The organism is Klebsiella sp. Shm-1, assembly GCF_040804525.1.
GTDB classification, from domain to species: Bacteria; Pseudomonadota; Gammaproteobacteria; order Enterobacterales; family Enterobacteriaceae; genus Klebsiella; species Klebsiella pneumoniae.
In genome coordinates this window covers 1,312,452-1,327,744 of record NZ_CP161823.1, presented here as the reverse complement: position 1 = coordinate 1,327,744, position 15,293 = coordinate 1,312,452, and the positions used below count along the sequence as shown (strand labels likewise).

Here is a 15,293-nt window from a genome sequence, read left to right as displayed (position 1 = left end):
AGCAAGACGCCGGGAGAGGAAGCCCTCGCCCGGCGTCTTTTTTTATTCTCATTGCCTTAGTCCTCGACTGCCAAACCATCCGGCCAGGCATGCACCACTGCTTTAATCAGCGTGGCCAGAGGAATGGCGAAGAAGACGCCCCAGAATCCCCACAGTCCGCCAAAGATCACCACCGACAGGATAATCACCAGCGGGTGTAAATTGACCGCTTCCGAGAACAGCACCGGAACCAGCAGGTTACCGTCCAGCCCCTGAATAATCAGATAGACCGCAAACAGGCTCCAGAACTCGGTGCCAGCGCCAAACTGAAACAGCGCCACCCCCACCACCGGAATGGTCACCACAAACGCGCCGATATAGGGGATCAGCACCGAGAAGCCCACCAGCACCGCCAGCAGCAGCGAGTAGTTGAGGCCAAAGAGAATAAAGCCTATCCAGGTGGCGACGCTGACGACAATCATCTCCAGCACCTTGCCGCGAATGTAGTTGGTGATCTGCTGGTTCATCTCTTTCCACACCTGCCCGGCAAGCCCGCGATTGCGCGGCAGAACGCGGCGCACCGCGTTGAGCATCTGCTCTTTATCCTTCAGCAGGAAGAAGACCATCAGCGGCACCAGCACCAGATAGACCGCCAGGGTGAGTAACCCCACCAGCGAGGCCAGAGAGTACTTAACCACCGAGTCGCCCACCGTCAGCATCCGGGTGCGCATATTTTCCGCCATCGCATCGATAATGCCGGCATCCATTAACGCCGGATAGCGCCGCGGTAGCGTGGCGGCGAAATCAGAGAGCTTATTTAGCATGCCCGGCATATCGCGGATGAGGTAGATCCCCTGCTGCCAGGCTACCGGCAGCACCACAAAGGCCAGCAACAGCAGGATGCCCACAAAGAGGATCAGCACCAGCGAGGTGGCCCAGGTGCGCGACAGACCGATGCGCTCCAGACGAACGGTCGGCCACTCCAGCAGATACGCCAGCACGATAGCCACCAGCAACGGGGCCAGCAGGCCGCTGAAAAAGAACATAATGCCGAAACCGGCAAGCAAAATAACCAGCAGCGCTATCGCCTCAGGGTCGCTGAATCGACGGCGGTACCACTGCATTAACATCTCAAGCATAAAACCTTCCCTGAAGGGCCAAGCGGCGACAATCCGGGGAATTGTATCGAAATGTCACAAAAAAGACTTCGCTTTTTGATGCGCCGCAGTCAAACCGTTCTCCGCCATGAAGAACATATTTTCAAGGCGGCCAACGCCAGCTAAACTCGCTGGGATGCGGCCAGGGAACATTACGCCGCACAATCGGTCAAACTGGCACACCCACATTACAGGACAGAGGTTATGTTCAGGCAGTTGAAGAAAACGCTGGTGGCGACCGCGATCGCGTCGCTGACGCTGGGTTCGATAGGTCCTGCTTTTGCTGACTCCGCAGATACCCTGCCGGACATGGGAACCTCCGCAGGAAGCACGCTGTCAATCGGTCAGGAAATGCAGATGGGGGATTACTACGTCCGCCAACTGCGCGGTAGCGCGCCGCTGATCAACGACCCTCTGCTGGTGCAATATATCAACGGGCTGGGTATGCGTCTGGTGGCTCACGCCAACTCGGTGCGTACCCCGTTCCACTTCTATTTGATTAATAACGACCAGATCAACGCCTTCGCCTTCTTCGGCGGCAATGTGGTCCTCCACTCCGCCCTGTTCCGCTACTCTGATAACGAGAGCGAACTGGCCTCTGTCATGGCGCACGAAATCTCCCACGTGACGCAGCGGCATCTCGCCCGCGCGATGGAAGATCAGAAGCGCAATGCGCCGCTGACCTGGGTCGGTGCCCTAGGTTCGATTCTGCTGGCGATGGCCAGCCCGCAGGCCGGAATGGCGGCCCTGACCGGGACGCTGGCCGGTACTCAGCAGGGTATGATCAGCTTCACCCGCCAGAACGAAGAAGAGGCCGACCGGATTGGCATTCAGGTTCTGCAGCGCTCGGGTTTCGACCCACAGGCCATGCCGATGTTTATGGGTAAACTGCTTGACGAGTCGCGCTACTCGACGCGACCACCGGAAATGTTGCTCACCCACCCCCTGCCGGAAAGCCGACTGGCCGATGCCCGTAACCGCGCCAACCAGATGCGCCCGGTGGTGGTACAGTCCTCGGCGGACTTCTATCTGGCGAAGGCGCGTACCCTCGGGATGTACACCAACGGCGACAACAAGCTGGGCACCGATCTGCTGAACGCCTGGGATAAAGGCAATATCCGCCAACAGCATGCCGCCCAGTATGGTCGCGCTCTGCTGGCGATGGAAAGCAACAACTTTGACCAGGCACGCAAAACGCTGCAGCCGCTGCTCAACGCCGACCCGCAAAATGCCTGGTATCTCGATCTGGCCACCGATATCGACCTCGGACAGAAGAAAACCAGCGACGCCATCAATCGCCTTAAAAACGCCCGCGAGCTGCGTACTAATCCGGTGCTGCAGCTGAACCTGGCCAACGCCCTGCTGCAGGGCGGGCAGCCCGGGGAAGCGGCGACCATTCTGAACCGGTATACCTTTACCTATAAAGAGGATGGCAACGGCTGGGACCTGCTGGCCCAGGCGGAAGGCGCGCTGGGCAATCGCGATCAGGAGCTGGCGGCGCGGGCTGAAAGCATGGCGCTGGTCGGCCAGCTGGAGCAGGCGATTTCCCTGCTCAGCAGCGCCAGCTCGCAGGTGAAACTGGGTAGCCTGCAGCAGGCACGTTACGATGCCCGTATCGATCAGCTACGCGATCTGCAGGCTCGCTTCCGTCCCTATCAAAAAATGTAAGGAGACCCCATGACCGACGCGGTAAAAATTTACCATAACCCACGCTGCTCCAAGAGCCGCGAAACGCTGAGCCTGCTGCAGAGCCGCGGCATCGATCCTGAGGTGGTGCTTTATCTTGAGACGCCACCGGATGCCGGGACGCTGCGCCAGCTGCTGCAGCTGCTGGGTATGGAGAGCCCCCGCGAGCTCATGCGCCAGAAAGAGGATCTGTATAAATCGCTCAATCTGGCCGACCCGGCTCTCAGCAACGCGGCGCTGATACAGGCGATGGTCGACAATCCGAAACTCATCGAGCGCCCTATCGTCGTCAGCCGCGGCCAGGCGCGTATTGGCCGCCCGCCGGAACAGGTTCTTGAGATCGTAAGCTAACTCACCCGCGCCGCGCTTGCGCGGCGCTTTTTTTACGTAGGAGATTCCAGATCTTTCACGCCAATATCTCCCGCCCGCCGGACGGTGCTACTGTTCATCCATCGCTCAATCCACTGGACGGATGAACATGAAAAAGCCGACCTCCACGCCCCATGACGCCGTGTTTAAGACCTACCTCTCCCATCCCGATACCGCCCGTGATTTCCTGCAACTGTATCTGCCCGAGACGCTGCTTAAAGTGTGCGATCTGCGTACGCTGCATCTCGAGTCCGGGCATTTTGTCGAAGACGATCTGCGTCCCTTTTACGCCGACATTTTGTATTCCCTGAAAACCACGGCGGGCGACGGTTATATTTATGCGCTTATCGAACACCAGAGCACGCCCGACCGGCATATGGCCTTTCGTCTGATGCGCTACGCCATCGCCGCCATGCAGCGCCATCTCGATGCCGGCCACGATCGCCTGCCGCTGGTGATCCCTGTTCTCTTCTACCACGGTCTGGTGAGCCCCTATCCGTTCTCTCTGCGCTGGCTCGATGAATTCGTCGCTCCGGAGCTGGCCGGCCACCTTTATCACGGGGCGTTTCCGCTGGCGGACATAACCGTCATTCCGGATGACGAGATTGCCACCCACCAGCGCATGGCAACGCTGGAGTTACTGCAAAAACATATTCGACAACGCGATCTGGCGCAGTTCCTCGACAAGCTGAGCGAATTATTATTGACTGGACTGGCGACGGAATCGCAGGTACAAGCCCTGATGCACTATCTGGTACAGGCAGGCAACACGCGCGAGCCGATTAAATTCATTCGCGAGCTGGCGTTACGTACGCCGCAGCATAAGGAGACGTTGATGACGATTGCGGAATATCTGGAACAACAGGGGCTGGAGCGGGGCCTGGCGCAAGGCCGTCAGGAAGGACGGAAAGAAGAGGCGCAGCGCATCGCTGTCGCTATGCTGCACAGCGGCCTTCCGCGCGACCTGGTCGCCCGGTTGACCGGGCTGACGGAGCAGGAGCTGACTCCCCTGGCGGACTAAAGCTTAAGGATCTCTTTCACGAAGGGGATCGTCAGCTTGCGCTGAGCGGTAATCGAGGCATGATCCAGCTGATCGAGGGTCATAAACAGCGAACGCATCTCGCGATCCAGCCGCTTCAGCAGGAAGCGGCACACATCTTCCGGCATCTCGAAGCCGCGCAGTCTGGCGCGCAGCTGCAGCGCCTGCAGTTTGTCTTCATCCGACAGCGGCTGCAGCTTATAGATCTGCCCCCAGTCCAGCCTTGAGGCCAGATCCGGCAGGCCAAGATTCAGCTGCCGCGGCGGCCGATCGCCGGTGATCAGCAGCCGGGTTTTGCCTGATTCCAGGATCCGGTTATAGAGATTAAAGATGGCCATCTCCCAGGGCTCATCGCCGGCGACGCACTCGATGTTATCGATGCACACCAGCGCCAGCTGTTCCATCCCCTCCAGCACCTCGGGCACAAACCACGTCCGTTTATCCAGCGGCACGTAGCCTACCGCATCCCCGCGCTGGGAAAGCTCCGCGCAGGCGGCGTGTAACAGGTGGCTACGACCTGCCCCTTCACGTGACCAGATATAAATGTACCCGCTGTGTTCCTGGCGCAGTACGTTCTGGAGGGCGGCAAGTAGGGAAGGATTATCACCCGGCCAGAAACTCGCGAAGGTTTCGTCGTCAGGAAGATACAGTGGCAAAGAGAGCTGTGCCGGTGCGTTCAGATGGACCTCAACATAGGCTTACAGAAAAACGCGAAGAGTTTACCACAGATTTAGGTCAGGAGAGAACCGGGCGGGATCGCCGCCCGGTCAGGCGATCGTTATTTAAACTCTTCGCTATCCGCCGCGTCGAGGACCACCTCTTCCGGACGCAGGACGCTAATAAGCTTGAAAATCAGGCTGAGGGCGATGCCCACGATAGTCGCCAGCGCCATCCCTTTCAGCTCGGCGGCGCCAATGTGCACTTTAGCGCCGCTAACGCCGATGATCAGGATCACGGAGGTGAGGATCAGATTCTGCGCTTTACTGTAATCCACCTTCGATTCAATCAGTACGCGGATCCCCGAGGCGCCGATCACCCCGTACAGCAGCAGGGAAACGCCGCCCATCACCGGCACCGGGATGATCTGGATAGCCGCCGCCAGTTTGCCGACGCAGGAGAGCAGAATCGCAATGATCGCCGCGCCGCCGATTACCCAGGTGCTGTAGACCCGGGTAATCGCCATCACGCCGATATTTTCACCGTAGGTAGTGTTGGGCGTCGAACCGAAGAAGCCGGAAACGATCGTCGACAGGCCGTTGGCAAACATCGAACGATGCAGGCCCGGGTCGCGGATCAGATCGCGCTTAACGATATTGGCGGTCACCACCAGATGCCCCACGTGCTCGGCAATCACCACCAGCGCGGCGGGCAGTATGGTGAAGATAGCAAACCACTCAAAGCGCGGAGTGTAGAAAGTCGGCAGCGCGAACCAATGCGCCTCGGCAATCGGGGTGGTATCGACCACGCCCATCACAAACGACAGCGCATAGCCCACCAGCACGCCGATCAGGATCGGGATAATCGCCAGGAAGCCGCGGAACAGCACGGATCCGAACACCGTCACCGCCAGGGTCACCATCGAGATAATAATGGTTTTACTGTCCGGTGACTGGCCGTCGGCCGGCAGCAGCCCGGCCATATTAGCCGCCACGCCCGCCAGTTCGAGGCCGATAACCGCCACGATGGCGCCCATCGCCGCCGGCGGGAACATCACATCCAGCCAGCCGGTACCGGCTTTTTTGACAATAAAGGAGACGAGGCAGAACAGCACGCCGCACATAATAAAGCCGCCCAGCGCCACTTCGTAGCCCAGCGGCAACAGCAGCAGCACCGGGGAGATAAAAGCGAAGCTTGATCCCAGATAAGCGGGAATTTTGCCTTTACAGATAAAGAGGTACAACAGCGTACCGATGCCGTTGAACAGCAGGACGGTGGCCGGGTTAATGTGGAACAGAATAGGCACCAGTACCGTTGCGCCAAACATGGCGAACAGATGTTGCAAACTAAGCGGGATTGTCTGTAAAAGCGGCGGTCTTTCACTCACCCCGATGGCACGGCGCGTCATAGTGTATTCCTCTGAGAGTCGTCTGTTATTTGCTGTGGATTACTTTTATTCAAAAAAAAGCCGACTCTCAAAGTCGGCTTTTTTCGCGGTATATTTTATTTCGTTCCAAAAATCTTGTCGCCGGCATCGCCGAGACCGGGAATGATATACCCGTGCTCGTTCAGTCCCTTATCGACAGAGGCGGTGTACAGCTCAACGTCCGGGTGGGCTTTCTCCAGCGCGGCAATCCCTTCCGGCGCCGCCACCAGCACCAGCACCTTGATGCTGGTGCAGCCGGCGTTTTTCAGCAGATCGATAGTGGCGATCATCGACCCACCGGTGGCCAGCATCGGGTCAACGACCAGCGCCATACGTTCATCGATGTTAGACACCAGTTTCTGGAAGTAAGGCACCGGCTCGAGGGTTTCTTCATTGCGATAGATACCGACCACGCTGATACGCGCGCTTGGCACGTGCTCCAGCACCCCTTCCATCATGCCGAGGCCAGCGCGCAGGATAGGCACAACGGTAATTTTCTTGCCCTTGATCTGCTCGACTTCCACCGGACCGTTCCAGCCTTCAATAGTGACTTTCTCAGTCTCCAGATCGGCGGTGGCTTCATAAGTCAGTAAGCTGCCCACTTCTGAGGCGAGTTCACGGAAGCGTTTGGTGCTGATGTCGTGCTCGCGCATCAGGCCCAGCTTGTGTTTGACGAGTGGGTGTTTGACTTCCACAATCTTCATTCTCTTTCTCCTCTGAGGGGCAGCCACAAAAAAAATCGCGGGATTATACCGCTTTTTGCGGATTGTGCCATACCCATCTTGCTTGACGTATATCAAGCAAAGTGATTTAGAGACAAAAAAACCGGAGGCGAGGCTCCGGCTTGGGTGCGGGGTGCAGTCCATACGCTTACGCGGGCCTACGTGTATTGTAGGTCGGTTAAGCGTTAGCGCCACCCGGCTACGACAGGTTCTCCCCGTTGCTGGCAATTACCTGCTGATACCAGGCAAACGACTTTTTCCGGCTGCGTGCCAACGTGCCATTGCCTTCATTATCTTTATCGACATAAATAAAGCCGTAGCGTTTTTTCATTTCCCCCGTGCCGGCGGAAACCAGATCGATACAGCCCCAGGGGGTGTAGCCCATCAGATCGACGCCATCCTCGACCACCGCCTTTTTCATCTCCGCGATATGAGCGGAGAGATAATCGATACGATACTGGTCATTGACGCTGCCGTCCGCTTCGCGGACATCAATCGCGCCAAAGCCGTTTTCGACAATAAACAGCGGCAGCTGGTAGTGATCCCAGAACCAGTTCAGCGAATAGCGCAGGCCGACCGGGTCAATCTGCCAGCCCCAGTCCGACTTTTTGACGTACGGGTTGGAGACCAGGCTGGTGGTTTCATCATAATCAAGCAAGGGGTTGTCTTCGGTGGCTTTGGTAGCGAACGACATATAGTAGCTAAAGCCAATGTAGTCGACACAGCCCTCGGTTAACGCCTGACGATCGGCTTCGGTGATATCCAGAGTAAAGCCGCGGCGGGCAAAATAGTTGAGCAGATGCTGCGGATAGCGACCGCGCACGTGGACGTCGGTAAACCAGTAACGGCGGTGCATGGCGTTCATCGCCATCATCATATCGTCCGGGGCGCAGGTCAGCGGATAGATGGGGCACATAGCGATCATGCAGCCAATCTGCAGCGCCGGGTTGATCTCGCGCGCCGCTTTCACCGCCAGGGCGCTGGCCACCAGCTCATAGTGCGCGGCCTGGTACATCACCGGTTCCCGGTCTTCATCCGGCAAATATTTCAAACCGGAGTTGGTGAAGGGAGCAAAGTCCTCATGGAAGTTGGCCTGGTTGTTGATCTCGTTAAAGGTCATCCAGTACTTCACTTTATGTTGATAGCGGGTGAAGACGACCCTGGCAAAGCGCACGAAAAAGTCGATTAGCTTGCGGTTGCGCCAGCCGCCGTACTCGGTGACCAGGTGATAAGGCATTTCAAAATGCGACAGCGTAATGACTGGCTCAATGCCGTGTTTCAGGCATTCGTCGAACAGATCATCATAAAACTGCAGGCCAGCCTCGTTGGGCTCCAGCTCATCGCCCTGCGGGAAAATACGCGTCCAGGCAATCGAGGTGCGAAAACATTTGAAGCCCATCTCGGCAAACAGCGCCAGGTCTTGTGGATAACGATGATAAAAATCGATCGCCTCATGGTTCGGGTAGTTTTTCCCGGCCACCACGCCGTCGGTAATTTCCCGCGGCACGCCGTGGGCGCCGGCGGTCATCACATCCGCCACGCTGATCCCCTTGCCGCCCTCCTGCCAGCCGCCCTCTAACTGATGCGCTGCGACCGCGCCGCCCCACAGAAAACCTGCTTTAAATCCGGACATAGTCTCTCCCTAATGTCGATCGTCGTCTGGCGAACGATACAGCTGATTAAAATGGTAAACCGCGCCAATCAGGCCGGCATCGTTACCGTGACTGACGGTATCGAGATAGTCGGCAATGCCGAACCAGGCCAGATGCTGGCGCAGTAGCGTCAGAAATCCTGGGCGTTCCACAACGCCGCCACCGATAAAAATGGTCTGCGGATCGAAGATATGGACGAGGTTATAAAGGCCATGGCCCAGGCCATTGAAGAACTCGGCGACCAGACGCTGACAAACCGGGTCGCCGGCGTCATAGCGGTCGAAAATCAGTTCGCCTGTCACGCTATCCAGCGGCGCGCCAATATGTTGCGCATAGCGATGGCGCAGCACCCGCAGAGTGCAGTTCTCATTCATTGAATAGCGACGAGGATCGCGTCCGCCGGGACGGTCGGTAAGCATGTAGCCGAATTCGCCGGCACGAAAACGCGCCCCGTTGATCAGCTGGTGTTGGCAGAAAATCGCCCCACCGATGCCAGTACCGATAGTGAGCACCAGAAAATTGGCCATCTCCGCCGCTTTGCCCTGCCAGCGCTCGGCCAGCAGCACACAGTTGGCGTCGTTTTCCACCGAGACCGGCAGCCCGGTTCGCGTCTCGAGCCACGATTTCATGGCGAAGTTATCAAATCGACGGATAGCGCCGCCCATGGTGATAAAACCGCTGTGCGGATCGATATAGCCCGGCGCGCTGATGGCTATTCCTTCACACGACGGATGGGCCGCCAGCCACGACAGCATTGCCTGTAAGATCCGATCGCCATCGCTGTCATTGATTGACTGCCTGGCGGTTTCCAGCAGCCTGCCGTCGCGGGCCATCACGCCCATCTTTAACGCGGTGCCACCGATATCAAATGCCGCAATCTTCATTCATCCCTCTCCTGACCCGCGTCAATCACCGACAAAATGCGTGGCAAACCAACACGGAAACCGGTTTCAGTCGTATAATGAGGATTCCTTTACGTAGAGGCAAGCACCAGACTGTACCCGGTTTCATTTTCGTGAGCAGTATCAAATTTAACCATTCATCAGCGGTTTTACGCCAACTGTAAAGCAGGCTCGCAAACGTTTGCTTTCCCTGTTAGAATTGCGCCGATTTTTCTTGCTTACCGCAAACGCGTGGAGACTTCGCAGTGACCGATAAAACCTCTCTCAGCTATAAAGATGCCGGCGTGGATATTGATGCAGGCAACGCTCTCGTCGACCGTATTAAGGGCGTGGTGAAGAAAACCCGTCGCCCGGAAGTGATGGGGGGACTGGGCGGATTCGGCGCGCTGTGCGCACTGCCGCAGAAATACCGCGAGCCGGTACTGGTCTCCGGCACCGACGGCGTCGGTACCAAGCTGCGTCTGGCAATGGATCTGAAGCGTCACGACACCATCGGTATCGACCTGGTCGCCATGTGCGTGAACGACCTGGTGGTTCAGGGCGCTGAGCCGCTGTTTTTCCTGGATTATTACGCCACCGGTAAACTGGACGTCGATACCGCAGCCAGCGTCATCAACGGCATCGCCGAAGGCTGCCTGCAGTCCGGTTGCGCGCTGGTCGGTGGTGAAACCGCAGAGATGCCCGGGATGTACCACGGCGAAGATTACGACGTGGCGGGTTTCTGCGTCGGGGTAGTGGAAAAATCAGAAATCATCGACGGCAGCAAAGTGACCGATGGCGACGTGCTGGTGGCGCTGGCGTCCAGCGGCCCGCACTCTAACGGCTATTCGCTGGTGCGTAAGATCATTGAGGTTAGCGGCGTTGACCCACAAACTACCGACCTTGACGGTAAACCGCTGGCCGACCATCTGCTGGCGCCAACCCGCATCTATGTGAAATCGGTGCTTGATCTGATCGCCAGCGTTGACGTCCACGCTATTGCCCACCTGACCGGCGGCGGCTTCTGGGAAAACATTCCGCGCGTACTGCCGGATAACACCCAGGCGATCATCGATGAGTCCTCCTGGCAGTGGCCATCCGTCTTCAACTGGCTGCAAACCGCCGGTAACGTCAGCCAGCATGAAATGTACCGTACCTTTAACTGCGGCGTAGGGATGATTATCGCCCTGCCGGCAGCGGAAGCGGACAAAGCGATTGCCCTGCTGAATGACAAAGGTGAAAACGCGTGGAAAATCGGGTATATCAAAGCCTCCGATTCCGAACAGCGTGTGGTCATTGCATGAAAAACATCGTGGTGCTGATTTCCGGTAGCGGCAGCAATTTGCAGGCGATCATCGACGCCTGCGGCCGGAAACAGATAAACGGCACCCTGCGTGCGGTATTCAGTAACAAGGCTGATGCGTTCGGCCTTGAGCGCGCGCGCCTGGCCGGCATCCCGGCCCATGCGCTGGCGCAAAGTCAGTTTGCCGACCGGGAAGCGTTCGATCGTCAGCTGATGCATGAAATCGACGCCTACGCCCCGGATCTGGTGGTGCTGGCAGGCTATATGCGTATCCTTAGCCCGGCGTTCGTCAGCCACTATCAGGGACGTCTGCTGAACATCCATCCCTCGCTACTGCCGAAGTATCCTGGCCTGCATACTCATCGTCAGGTGCTGGAGAACGGTGACGAGGAGCACGGCACCTCGGTGCACTTCGTCACCGATGAGCTGGACGGTGGGCCGGTTATCCTGCAGGCCAAGGTGCCGGTCTTCGCTGGCGACAGCGAGGAGGAAATCACGGCGCGGGTTCAGGCCCAGGAACATGCCATTTATCCGCTGGTCATCAGCTGGTTCGTCGATGGACGTCTGCGCATGGCAGGCAACCACGCCTGGCTGGATGAGCGACAGCTTCCCCCGCAGGGCTATGCCGCCGACGAATGAACAACCAGCCCCGCATGAGCACATCGCGGGGCTTTTTTTTAATTAAAAGTGTTTACTAATCAAACATCTCACAGAAATAATTCTTCTTACTGTCATATTGTTGTGACACAGTAAATCGCTACGCAGAAAAATTCGTCATAATAGTCTACGTCCTGTGAGTAAAACGGAGTGTGAGCGGTAATGGGCCAGGAAAAGCTATACATCGAAAAAGAACTCAGCTGGTTGTCTTTTAACGAACGCGTGCTGCAGGAAGCGGCGGACAAGAGTAACCCGCTGATTGAGCGCATGCGCTTCTTAGGGATTTACTCCAACAACCTGGATGAGTTTTACAAAGTGCGCTTCGCTGAGCTGAAGCGCCGGATTATTATCAGTGAAGAACAAGGCAGTACCGCCCATTCTCGCCACCTGTTAGGCAAAATTCAGGCCCGCGTTCTGAAGGCCGATCAGGAATTCGATAGTCTGTATAATGAACTGTTGCTGGAGATGGCGCGTAACCAGATCTTCCTGATCAACGAGCGCCAGCTGTCCGTCAATCAGCAGGCCTGGCTGCGCAACTACTTCAAGCAGTATTTACGCCAGCATATCTCGCCGATCCTGATCAACCGCGAAACGGACCTCGTGCAGTTCCTGAAAGATGATTACACCTATCTGGCGGTGGAGATTATCCGCGGGGAAAACATCAACTATGCTCTGCTGGAAATACCGTCGGATAAAGTGCCGCGCTTCGTGAACCTGCCGCCGGAAGCGCCGCGTCGCCGCAAGCCAATGATCCTCCTGGATAACATCCTGCGCTATTGCCTGGACGATATTTTTAAAGGCTTCTTCGATTACGATGCGCTGAACGCCTACTCGATGAAGATGACCCGTGACGCCGAGTACGATCTGGTGCATGAGATGGAGTCGAGCCTGATGGAGCTGATGTCCTCCAGCCTCAAGCAGCGCCTGACCGCCGAGCCGGTTCGCTTCGTCTACCAGCGCGATATGCCGGATGCGATGGTCGAAATGCTGCGCGATAAGCTCTCCATTTCCAACTACGACTCAATGCTGCCGGGCGGCCGCTATCACAACTTTAAAGACTTTATCGGCTTCCCGAACGTCGGTAAGGCCAATCTGGTCAATAAACCCATGCCGCGCCTGCGTCATCTGTGGTTTGATAAATTCCGCAACGGCTTCGACGCCATTCGCGAACGCGACGTGCTGCTCTACTATCCCTATCACACCTTTGAGCACGTGCTGGAGCTGCTGCGTCAGGCCTCCTTCGACCCCAGCGTATTGGCGATCAAAATCAACATTTACCGCGTGGCCAAGGATTCGCGCATTATTGACGCGATGATCCACGCCGCCCACAACGGTAAGAAAGTCACCGTAGTGGTGGAGCTGCAGGCGCGCTTCGATGAAGAGGCTAACATTCACTGGGCGAAACGCCTGACGGAAGCGGGAGTCCACGTTATCTTCTCTGCGCCAGGTCTGAAGATCCACGCCAAGCTGTTCCTTATCTCGCGTAAAGAAGGCGATGAGGTGGTGCGCTACGCCCACATCGGCACCGGTAACTTTAACGAGAAGACGGCGCGGATCTACACCGACTATTCGCTGTTAACCGCCGATGCGCGCATTACCAATGAAGTCCGCCGGGTGTTTAACTTTATCGAGAACCCCTATCGTCCGGTTAGCTTCGACTACCTGTTGGTGTCGCCGCAGAACTCGCGTCGTCTGCTGTATGAGATGATCGATCGCGAGATCGCCAATGCGCAAAACGGGCAACCGTCCGGGATTACGCTGAAGCTGAACAACCTGGTGGATAAAGGTCTGGTGGACCGACTGTATGCCGCCTCCAGCTCCGGCGTGCCGGTTAATCTGCTGATCCGCGGCATGTGCTCGCTGATCCCGGGTCTGGAAGGTATCAGCGAAAATATCCGCGTCATCAGTATTGTGGACCGTTTCCTCGAGCACGACCGGGTCTACTGTTTTGAAAACGGTGGCGATAAACAGGTCTGGCTCTCCTCTGCCGACTGGATGACGCGTAACATCGATTATCGCATCGAAGTTGCCGCTCCGCTGCTCGATCCGCGTCTGAAGCAGCGGGTGCTGGATATTTTTGATATCCTGTTCAACGATACGGTAAAAGCGCGCTATCTTGATAAAGAACTGAGTAACCGCTATGTGCCGCGCGGCAATCGCCGTAAAGTGCGCGCGCAAATGGCGATTTACGATTATCTCAAATCACTCGAACAACCCGACTAACCTATGCCAATAAACGATAACACCCCTCGGCCGCAGGAGTTCGCTGCGGTTGACCTTGGTTCGAACAGTTTTCATATGGTGATCGCCCGTGTCGTCGACGGCGCCATGCAGATCATCGGACGCCTGAAACAGCGCGTACATCTGGCCGATGGCCTCGATGAAAACTCGGTGTTGAGCGAAGAAGCCATGACCCGTGGGCTGAACTGCCTGTCGCTGTTTGCCGAACGCCTGCAGGGGTTCTCCCCCTCCAGCGTCTGTATCGTCGGGACGCATACGCTGCGTCAGGCGACCAACGCGGCGGAGTTTCTTAAACGCGCGGAAAAAGTGATCCCCTACCCGATCGAGATCATCTCCGGTAATGAAGAAGCGCGCCTGATTTTTATGGGCGTTGAGCACACGCAGCCGGAGCGCGGCCGCAAGCTGGTGATTGATATCGGCGGCGGTTCAACCGAGCTGGTCATTGGCGAAGATTTTGAGCCCCGCCTGGTGGAAAGCCGCCGCATGGGCTGCGTGAGCTTCTCGCAGGCCTATTTCCCTGGCGGCGTTATCAATAAAGAAAACTTCCAGCGCGCGCGCCTGGCGGCGGTGCAGAAGCTGGAGACGCTGGCCTGGCAGTTCCGTATTCAGGGATGGACCGTGGCGCTGGGCGCCTCCGGCACCATTAAAGCCGCCCAGGAAGTGCTGGTGGCGATGGGCGAGAAGGACGGATTTATTACGCCGGAACGCCTCGAAATGCTGGTCAGTGAGCTGCTGAAGCATAAAAACTTCGACGCGCTCAGTCTGCCTGGTCTTTCTGAAGATCGTAAAGCGGTCTTTGCCCCGGGGCTGGCGATTCTGTGCGGCGTGTTTGACGCGCTAGCCATTAAAGAACTTCGTCTGTCCGATGGCGCCCTGCGTGAAGGCGTGCTGTACGAAATGGAAGGCCGCTTCCGCCACCAGGATATTCGTAGCCGCACGGCACAGAGTCTGGCAAATCAGTACAACATCGATCGCGAACAGGCGCGCCGGGTACTGGAAACTACCACCCAGATGCTGGAGCAGTGGCAGGAGCAGAATCCCAAGCTGGCCAATCCGCACCTCGCGGCGCTGTTGAAATGGGCGGTGATGCTCCATGAGGTAGGGCTGAATATCAACCACAGCGGCATGCATCGTCACTCGGCCTACATTCTCCAAAATAGCGACCTGCCGGGCTTCAACCAGGAGCAGCAGATGCTGATGGCCACCCTCGTACGCTATCATCGCAAAGCGATCAAGCTCGACGATCTGCCGCGCTTTACGCTATTCAGGAAAAAGCAGTTTCTGCCGCTAATTCAGCTACTGCGCCTGGGCGTACTGCTGAATAATCAGCGTCAGGCTACCACTACGCCGCCGACGCTGCGCCTGCAGACGGAAGCTCACCACTGGACGCTGACGTTTCCGCACAACTGGTTTAGCCAGAATGCGCTGGTGCTGCTGGATCTGGAAAAAGAGCAACAGTACTGGGAAGGCGTGCCGGAATGGATGCTGAAGATTGCTGAAGAAGAGCCAGACGCCTGATCGTAT

The 15,293-nt window shown here is 57.2% G+C and carries 14 protein-coding genes; 7 read left to right on the top strand and 7 right to left on the bottom strand.

The window, feature by feature from the left end; translation table 11 throughout:
* Nucleotides 1-56 precede the first annotated feature (56 nt).
* Both AB1E37_RS06490 and AB1E37_RS06485 read right to left on the bottom strand, forming a co-directional pair.
* Nucleotides 57-1,118: an AI-2E family transporter gene (locus AB1E37_RS06490; RefSeq protein ID WP_032447847.1), complete on the bottom strand. Its 1,062-nt coding sequence runs from the start codon at nucleotides 1,116-1,118 to the stop codon at nucleotides 57-59.
* Between the two features lie 54 nt (nucleotides 1,119-1,172).
* Nucleotides 1,173-1,289 carry a hypothetical protein gene (locus AB1E37_RS06485; protein WP_004221267.1) on the bottom strand — a complete coding sequence of 39 codons (117 nt, stop codon included), beginning with the start codon at nucleotides 1,287-1,289 and terminating at the stop codon, nucleotides 1,173-1,175.
* A 51-nt stretch (nucleotides 1,290-1,340) separates the two neighbouring features.
* On the opposite strand from AB1E37_RS06485, the gene bepA reads away from it, so the two are divergent.
* The 3 genes from bepA (at nucleotide 1,341) to AB1E37_RS06470 (ending at nucleotide 4,212) form a co-directional block, all read left to right on the top strand.
* Nucleotides 1,341-2,804, top strand: a complete 1,464-nt coding sequence (gene bepA, locus AB1E37_RS06480; RefSeq protein WP_002913807.1) for a beta-barrel assembly-enhancing protease — start codon at nucleotides 1,341-1,343, stop codon at nucleotides 2,802-2,804.
* A 9-nt stretch (nucleotides 2,805-2,813) separates the two neighbouring features.
* Nucleotides 2,814-3,173, top strand: coding sequence for an arsenate reductase (glutaredoxin) (gene arsC, locus AB1E37_RS06475; RefSeq protein WP_002913810.1), 360 nt, complete (start codon nucleotides 2,814-2,816; stop codon nucleotides 3,171-3,173).
* Nucleotides 3,174-3,300: 127 nt separating this feature from the next.
* Nucleotides 3,301-4,212 carry an Rpn family recombination-promoting nuclease/putative transposase gene (locus tag AB1E37_RS06470; protein WP_004899797.1) on the top strand — a complete coding sequence of 304 codons (912 nt, stop codon included), beginning with the start codon at nucleotides 3,301-3,303 and terminating at the stop codon, nucleotides 4,210-4,212.
* Here the strand turns inward: AB1E37_RS06470 and AB1E37_RS06465 are convergent.
* The 5 genes from AB1E37_RS06465 to bglK form a co-directional block, all read right to left on the bottom strand.
* Nucleotides 4,209-4,910, bottom strand: a complete 702-nt coding sequence (locus tag AB1E37_RS06465; protein WP_020947395.1) for a DnaA inactivator Hda — start codon at nucleotides 4,908-4,910, stop codon at nucleotides 4,209-4,211. The two genes, AB1E37_RS06470 and AB1E37_RS06465, sit on opposite strands and share 4 nt — an antisense overlap.
* Nucleotides 4,911-5,008: 98 nt before the next feature.
* Nucleotides 5,009-6,295 (bottom strand): uracil permease, encoded by a 1,287-nt coding sequence (gene uraA, locus AB1E37_RS06460; protein ID WP_002913824.1) that lies wholly within the window; start codon nucleotides 6,293-6,295, stop codon nucleotides 5,009-5,011.
* 95 nt (nucleotides 6,296-6,390) lie between these two features.
* Nucleotides 6,391-7,017 carry a uracil phosphoribosyltransferase gene (upp, locus tag AB1E37_RS06455; protein WP_002913827.1) on the bottom strand — a complete coding sequence of 209 codons (627 nt, stop codon included), beginning with the start codon at nucleotides 7,015-7,017 and terminating at the stop codon, nucleotides 6,391-6,393.
* Nucleotides 7,018-7,234: 217 nt separating this feature from the next.
* Entirely contained in the window at nucleotides 7,235-8,668 is a 1,434-nt protein-coding gene (locus tag AB1E37_RS06450) for a 6-phospho-beta-glucosidase (protein ID WP_004174870.1), read from the bottom strand.
* 9 nt (nucleotides 8,669-8,677) lie between these two features.
* On the bottom strand, nucleotides 8,678-9,571 hold the full coding sequence (gene bglK / locus AB1E37_RS06445; protein WP_004213188.1) for a beta-glucoside kinase BglK: 894 nt from the start codon (nucleotides 9,569-9,571) through the stop codon (nucleotides 8,678-8,680).
* A gap of 263 nt (nucleotides 9,572-9,834) precedes the next feature.
* Here bglK and purM point away from each other — a divergent pair, with 263 nt between their 5' ends.
* The 4 genes from purM to ppx all read left to right on the top strand — a co-directional run bounded on the left by purM (nucleotide 9,835) and on the right by ppx (nucleotide 15,287).
* On the top strand, nucleotides 9,835-10,872 hold the full coding sequence (purM, locus tag AB1E37_RS06440; protein ID WP_002913836.1) for a phosphoribosylformylglycinamidine cyclo-ligase: 1,038 nt from the start codon (nucleotides 9,835-9,837) through the stop codon (nucleotides 10,870-10,872).
* A complete protein-coding gene (gene purN, locus AB1E37_RS06435) occupies nucleotides 10,869-11,510 on the top strand; it encodes a phosphoribosylglycinamide formyltransferase (protein WP_004145656.1) in 642 nt (213 codons plus the stop codon). The genes purM and purN overlap by 4 nt, the downstream gene beginning before the upstream one ends.
* A 180-nt stretch (nucleotides 11,511-11,690) precedes the next feature.
* Nucleotides 11,691-13,751 carry a polyphosphate kinase 1 gene (gene ppk1 / locus AB1E37_RS06430; protein WP_002913838.1) on the top strand — a complete coding sequence of 687 codons (2,061 nt, stop codon included), beginning with the start codon at nucleotides 11,691-11,693 and terminating at the stop codon, nucleotides 13,749-13,751.
* A 3-nt stretch (nucleotides 13,752-13,754) separates the two neighbouring features.
* The gene (gene ppx, locus AB1E37_RS06425; RefSeq protein ID WP_004149289.1) at nucleotides 13,755-15,287 is read left to right on the top strand and encodes an exopolyphosphatase; all 1,533 of its coding nucleotides are present in this window, start codon (nucleotides 13,755-13,757) and stop codon (nucleotides 15,285-15,287) included.
* Nucleotides 15,288-15,293: the final 6 nt, after the last annotated feature.

Excerpts from the sequence above, each read along its gene's own strand:
- AB1E37_RS06490 (WP_032447847.1), bottom strand. The coding sequence starts at position 1,118 with ATGCTTGAGATGTTAATGCAGTGGTACCGCCGTCGATTCAGCGACCCT.
- AB1E37_RS06485 (WP_004221267.1), bottom strand. The coding sequence starts at position 1,289 with ATGTTCCCTGGCCGCATCCCAGCGAGTTTAGCTGGCGTTGGCCGCCTT.
- bepA (WP_002913807.1), top strand. The coding sequence starts at position 1,341 with ATGTTCAGGCAGTTGAAGAAAACGCTGGTGGCGACCGCGATCGCGTCG.
- arsC (WP_002913810.1), top strand. The coding sequence starts at position 2,814 with ATGACCGACGCGGTAAAAATTTACCATAACCCACGCTGCTCCAAGAGC.
- AB1E37_RS06470 (WP_004899797.1), top strand. The coding sequence starts at position 3,301 with ATGAAAAAGCCGACCTCCACGCCCCATGACGCCGTGTTTAAGACCTAC.
- uraA (WP_002913824.1), bottom strand. The coding sequence starts at position 6,295 with ATGACGCGCCGTGCCATCGGGGTGAGTGAAAGACCGCCGCTTTTACAG.
- upp (WP_002913827.1), bottom strand. The coding sequence starts at position 7,017 with ATGAAGATTGTGGAAGTCAAACACCCACTCGTCAAACACAAGCTGGGC.
- AB1E37_RS06450 (WP_004174870.1), bottom strand. The coding sequence starts at position 8,668 with ATGTCCGGATTTAAAGCAGGTTTTCTGTGGGGCGGCGCGGTCGCAGCG.
- bglK (WP_004213188.1), bottom strand. The coding sequence starts at position 9,571 with ATGAAGATTGCGGCATTTGATATCGGTGGCACCGCGTTAAAGATGGGC.
- purN (WP_004145656.1), top strand. The coding sequence starts at position 10,869 with ATGAAAAACATCGTGGTGCTGATTTCCGGTAGCGGCAGCAATTTGCAG.
- ppk1 (WP_002913838.1), top strand. The coding sequence starts at position 11,691 with ATGGGCCAGGAAAAGCTATACATCGAAAAAGAACTCAGCTGGTTGTCT.
- ppx (WP_004149289.1), top strand. The coding sequence starts at position 13,755 with ATGCCAATAAACGATAACACCCCTCGGCCGCAGGAGTTCGCTGCGGTT.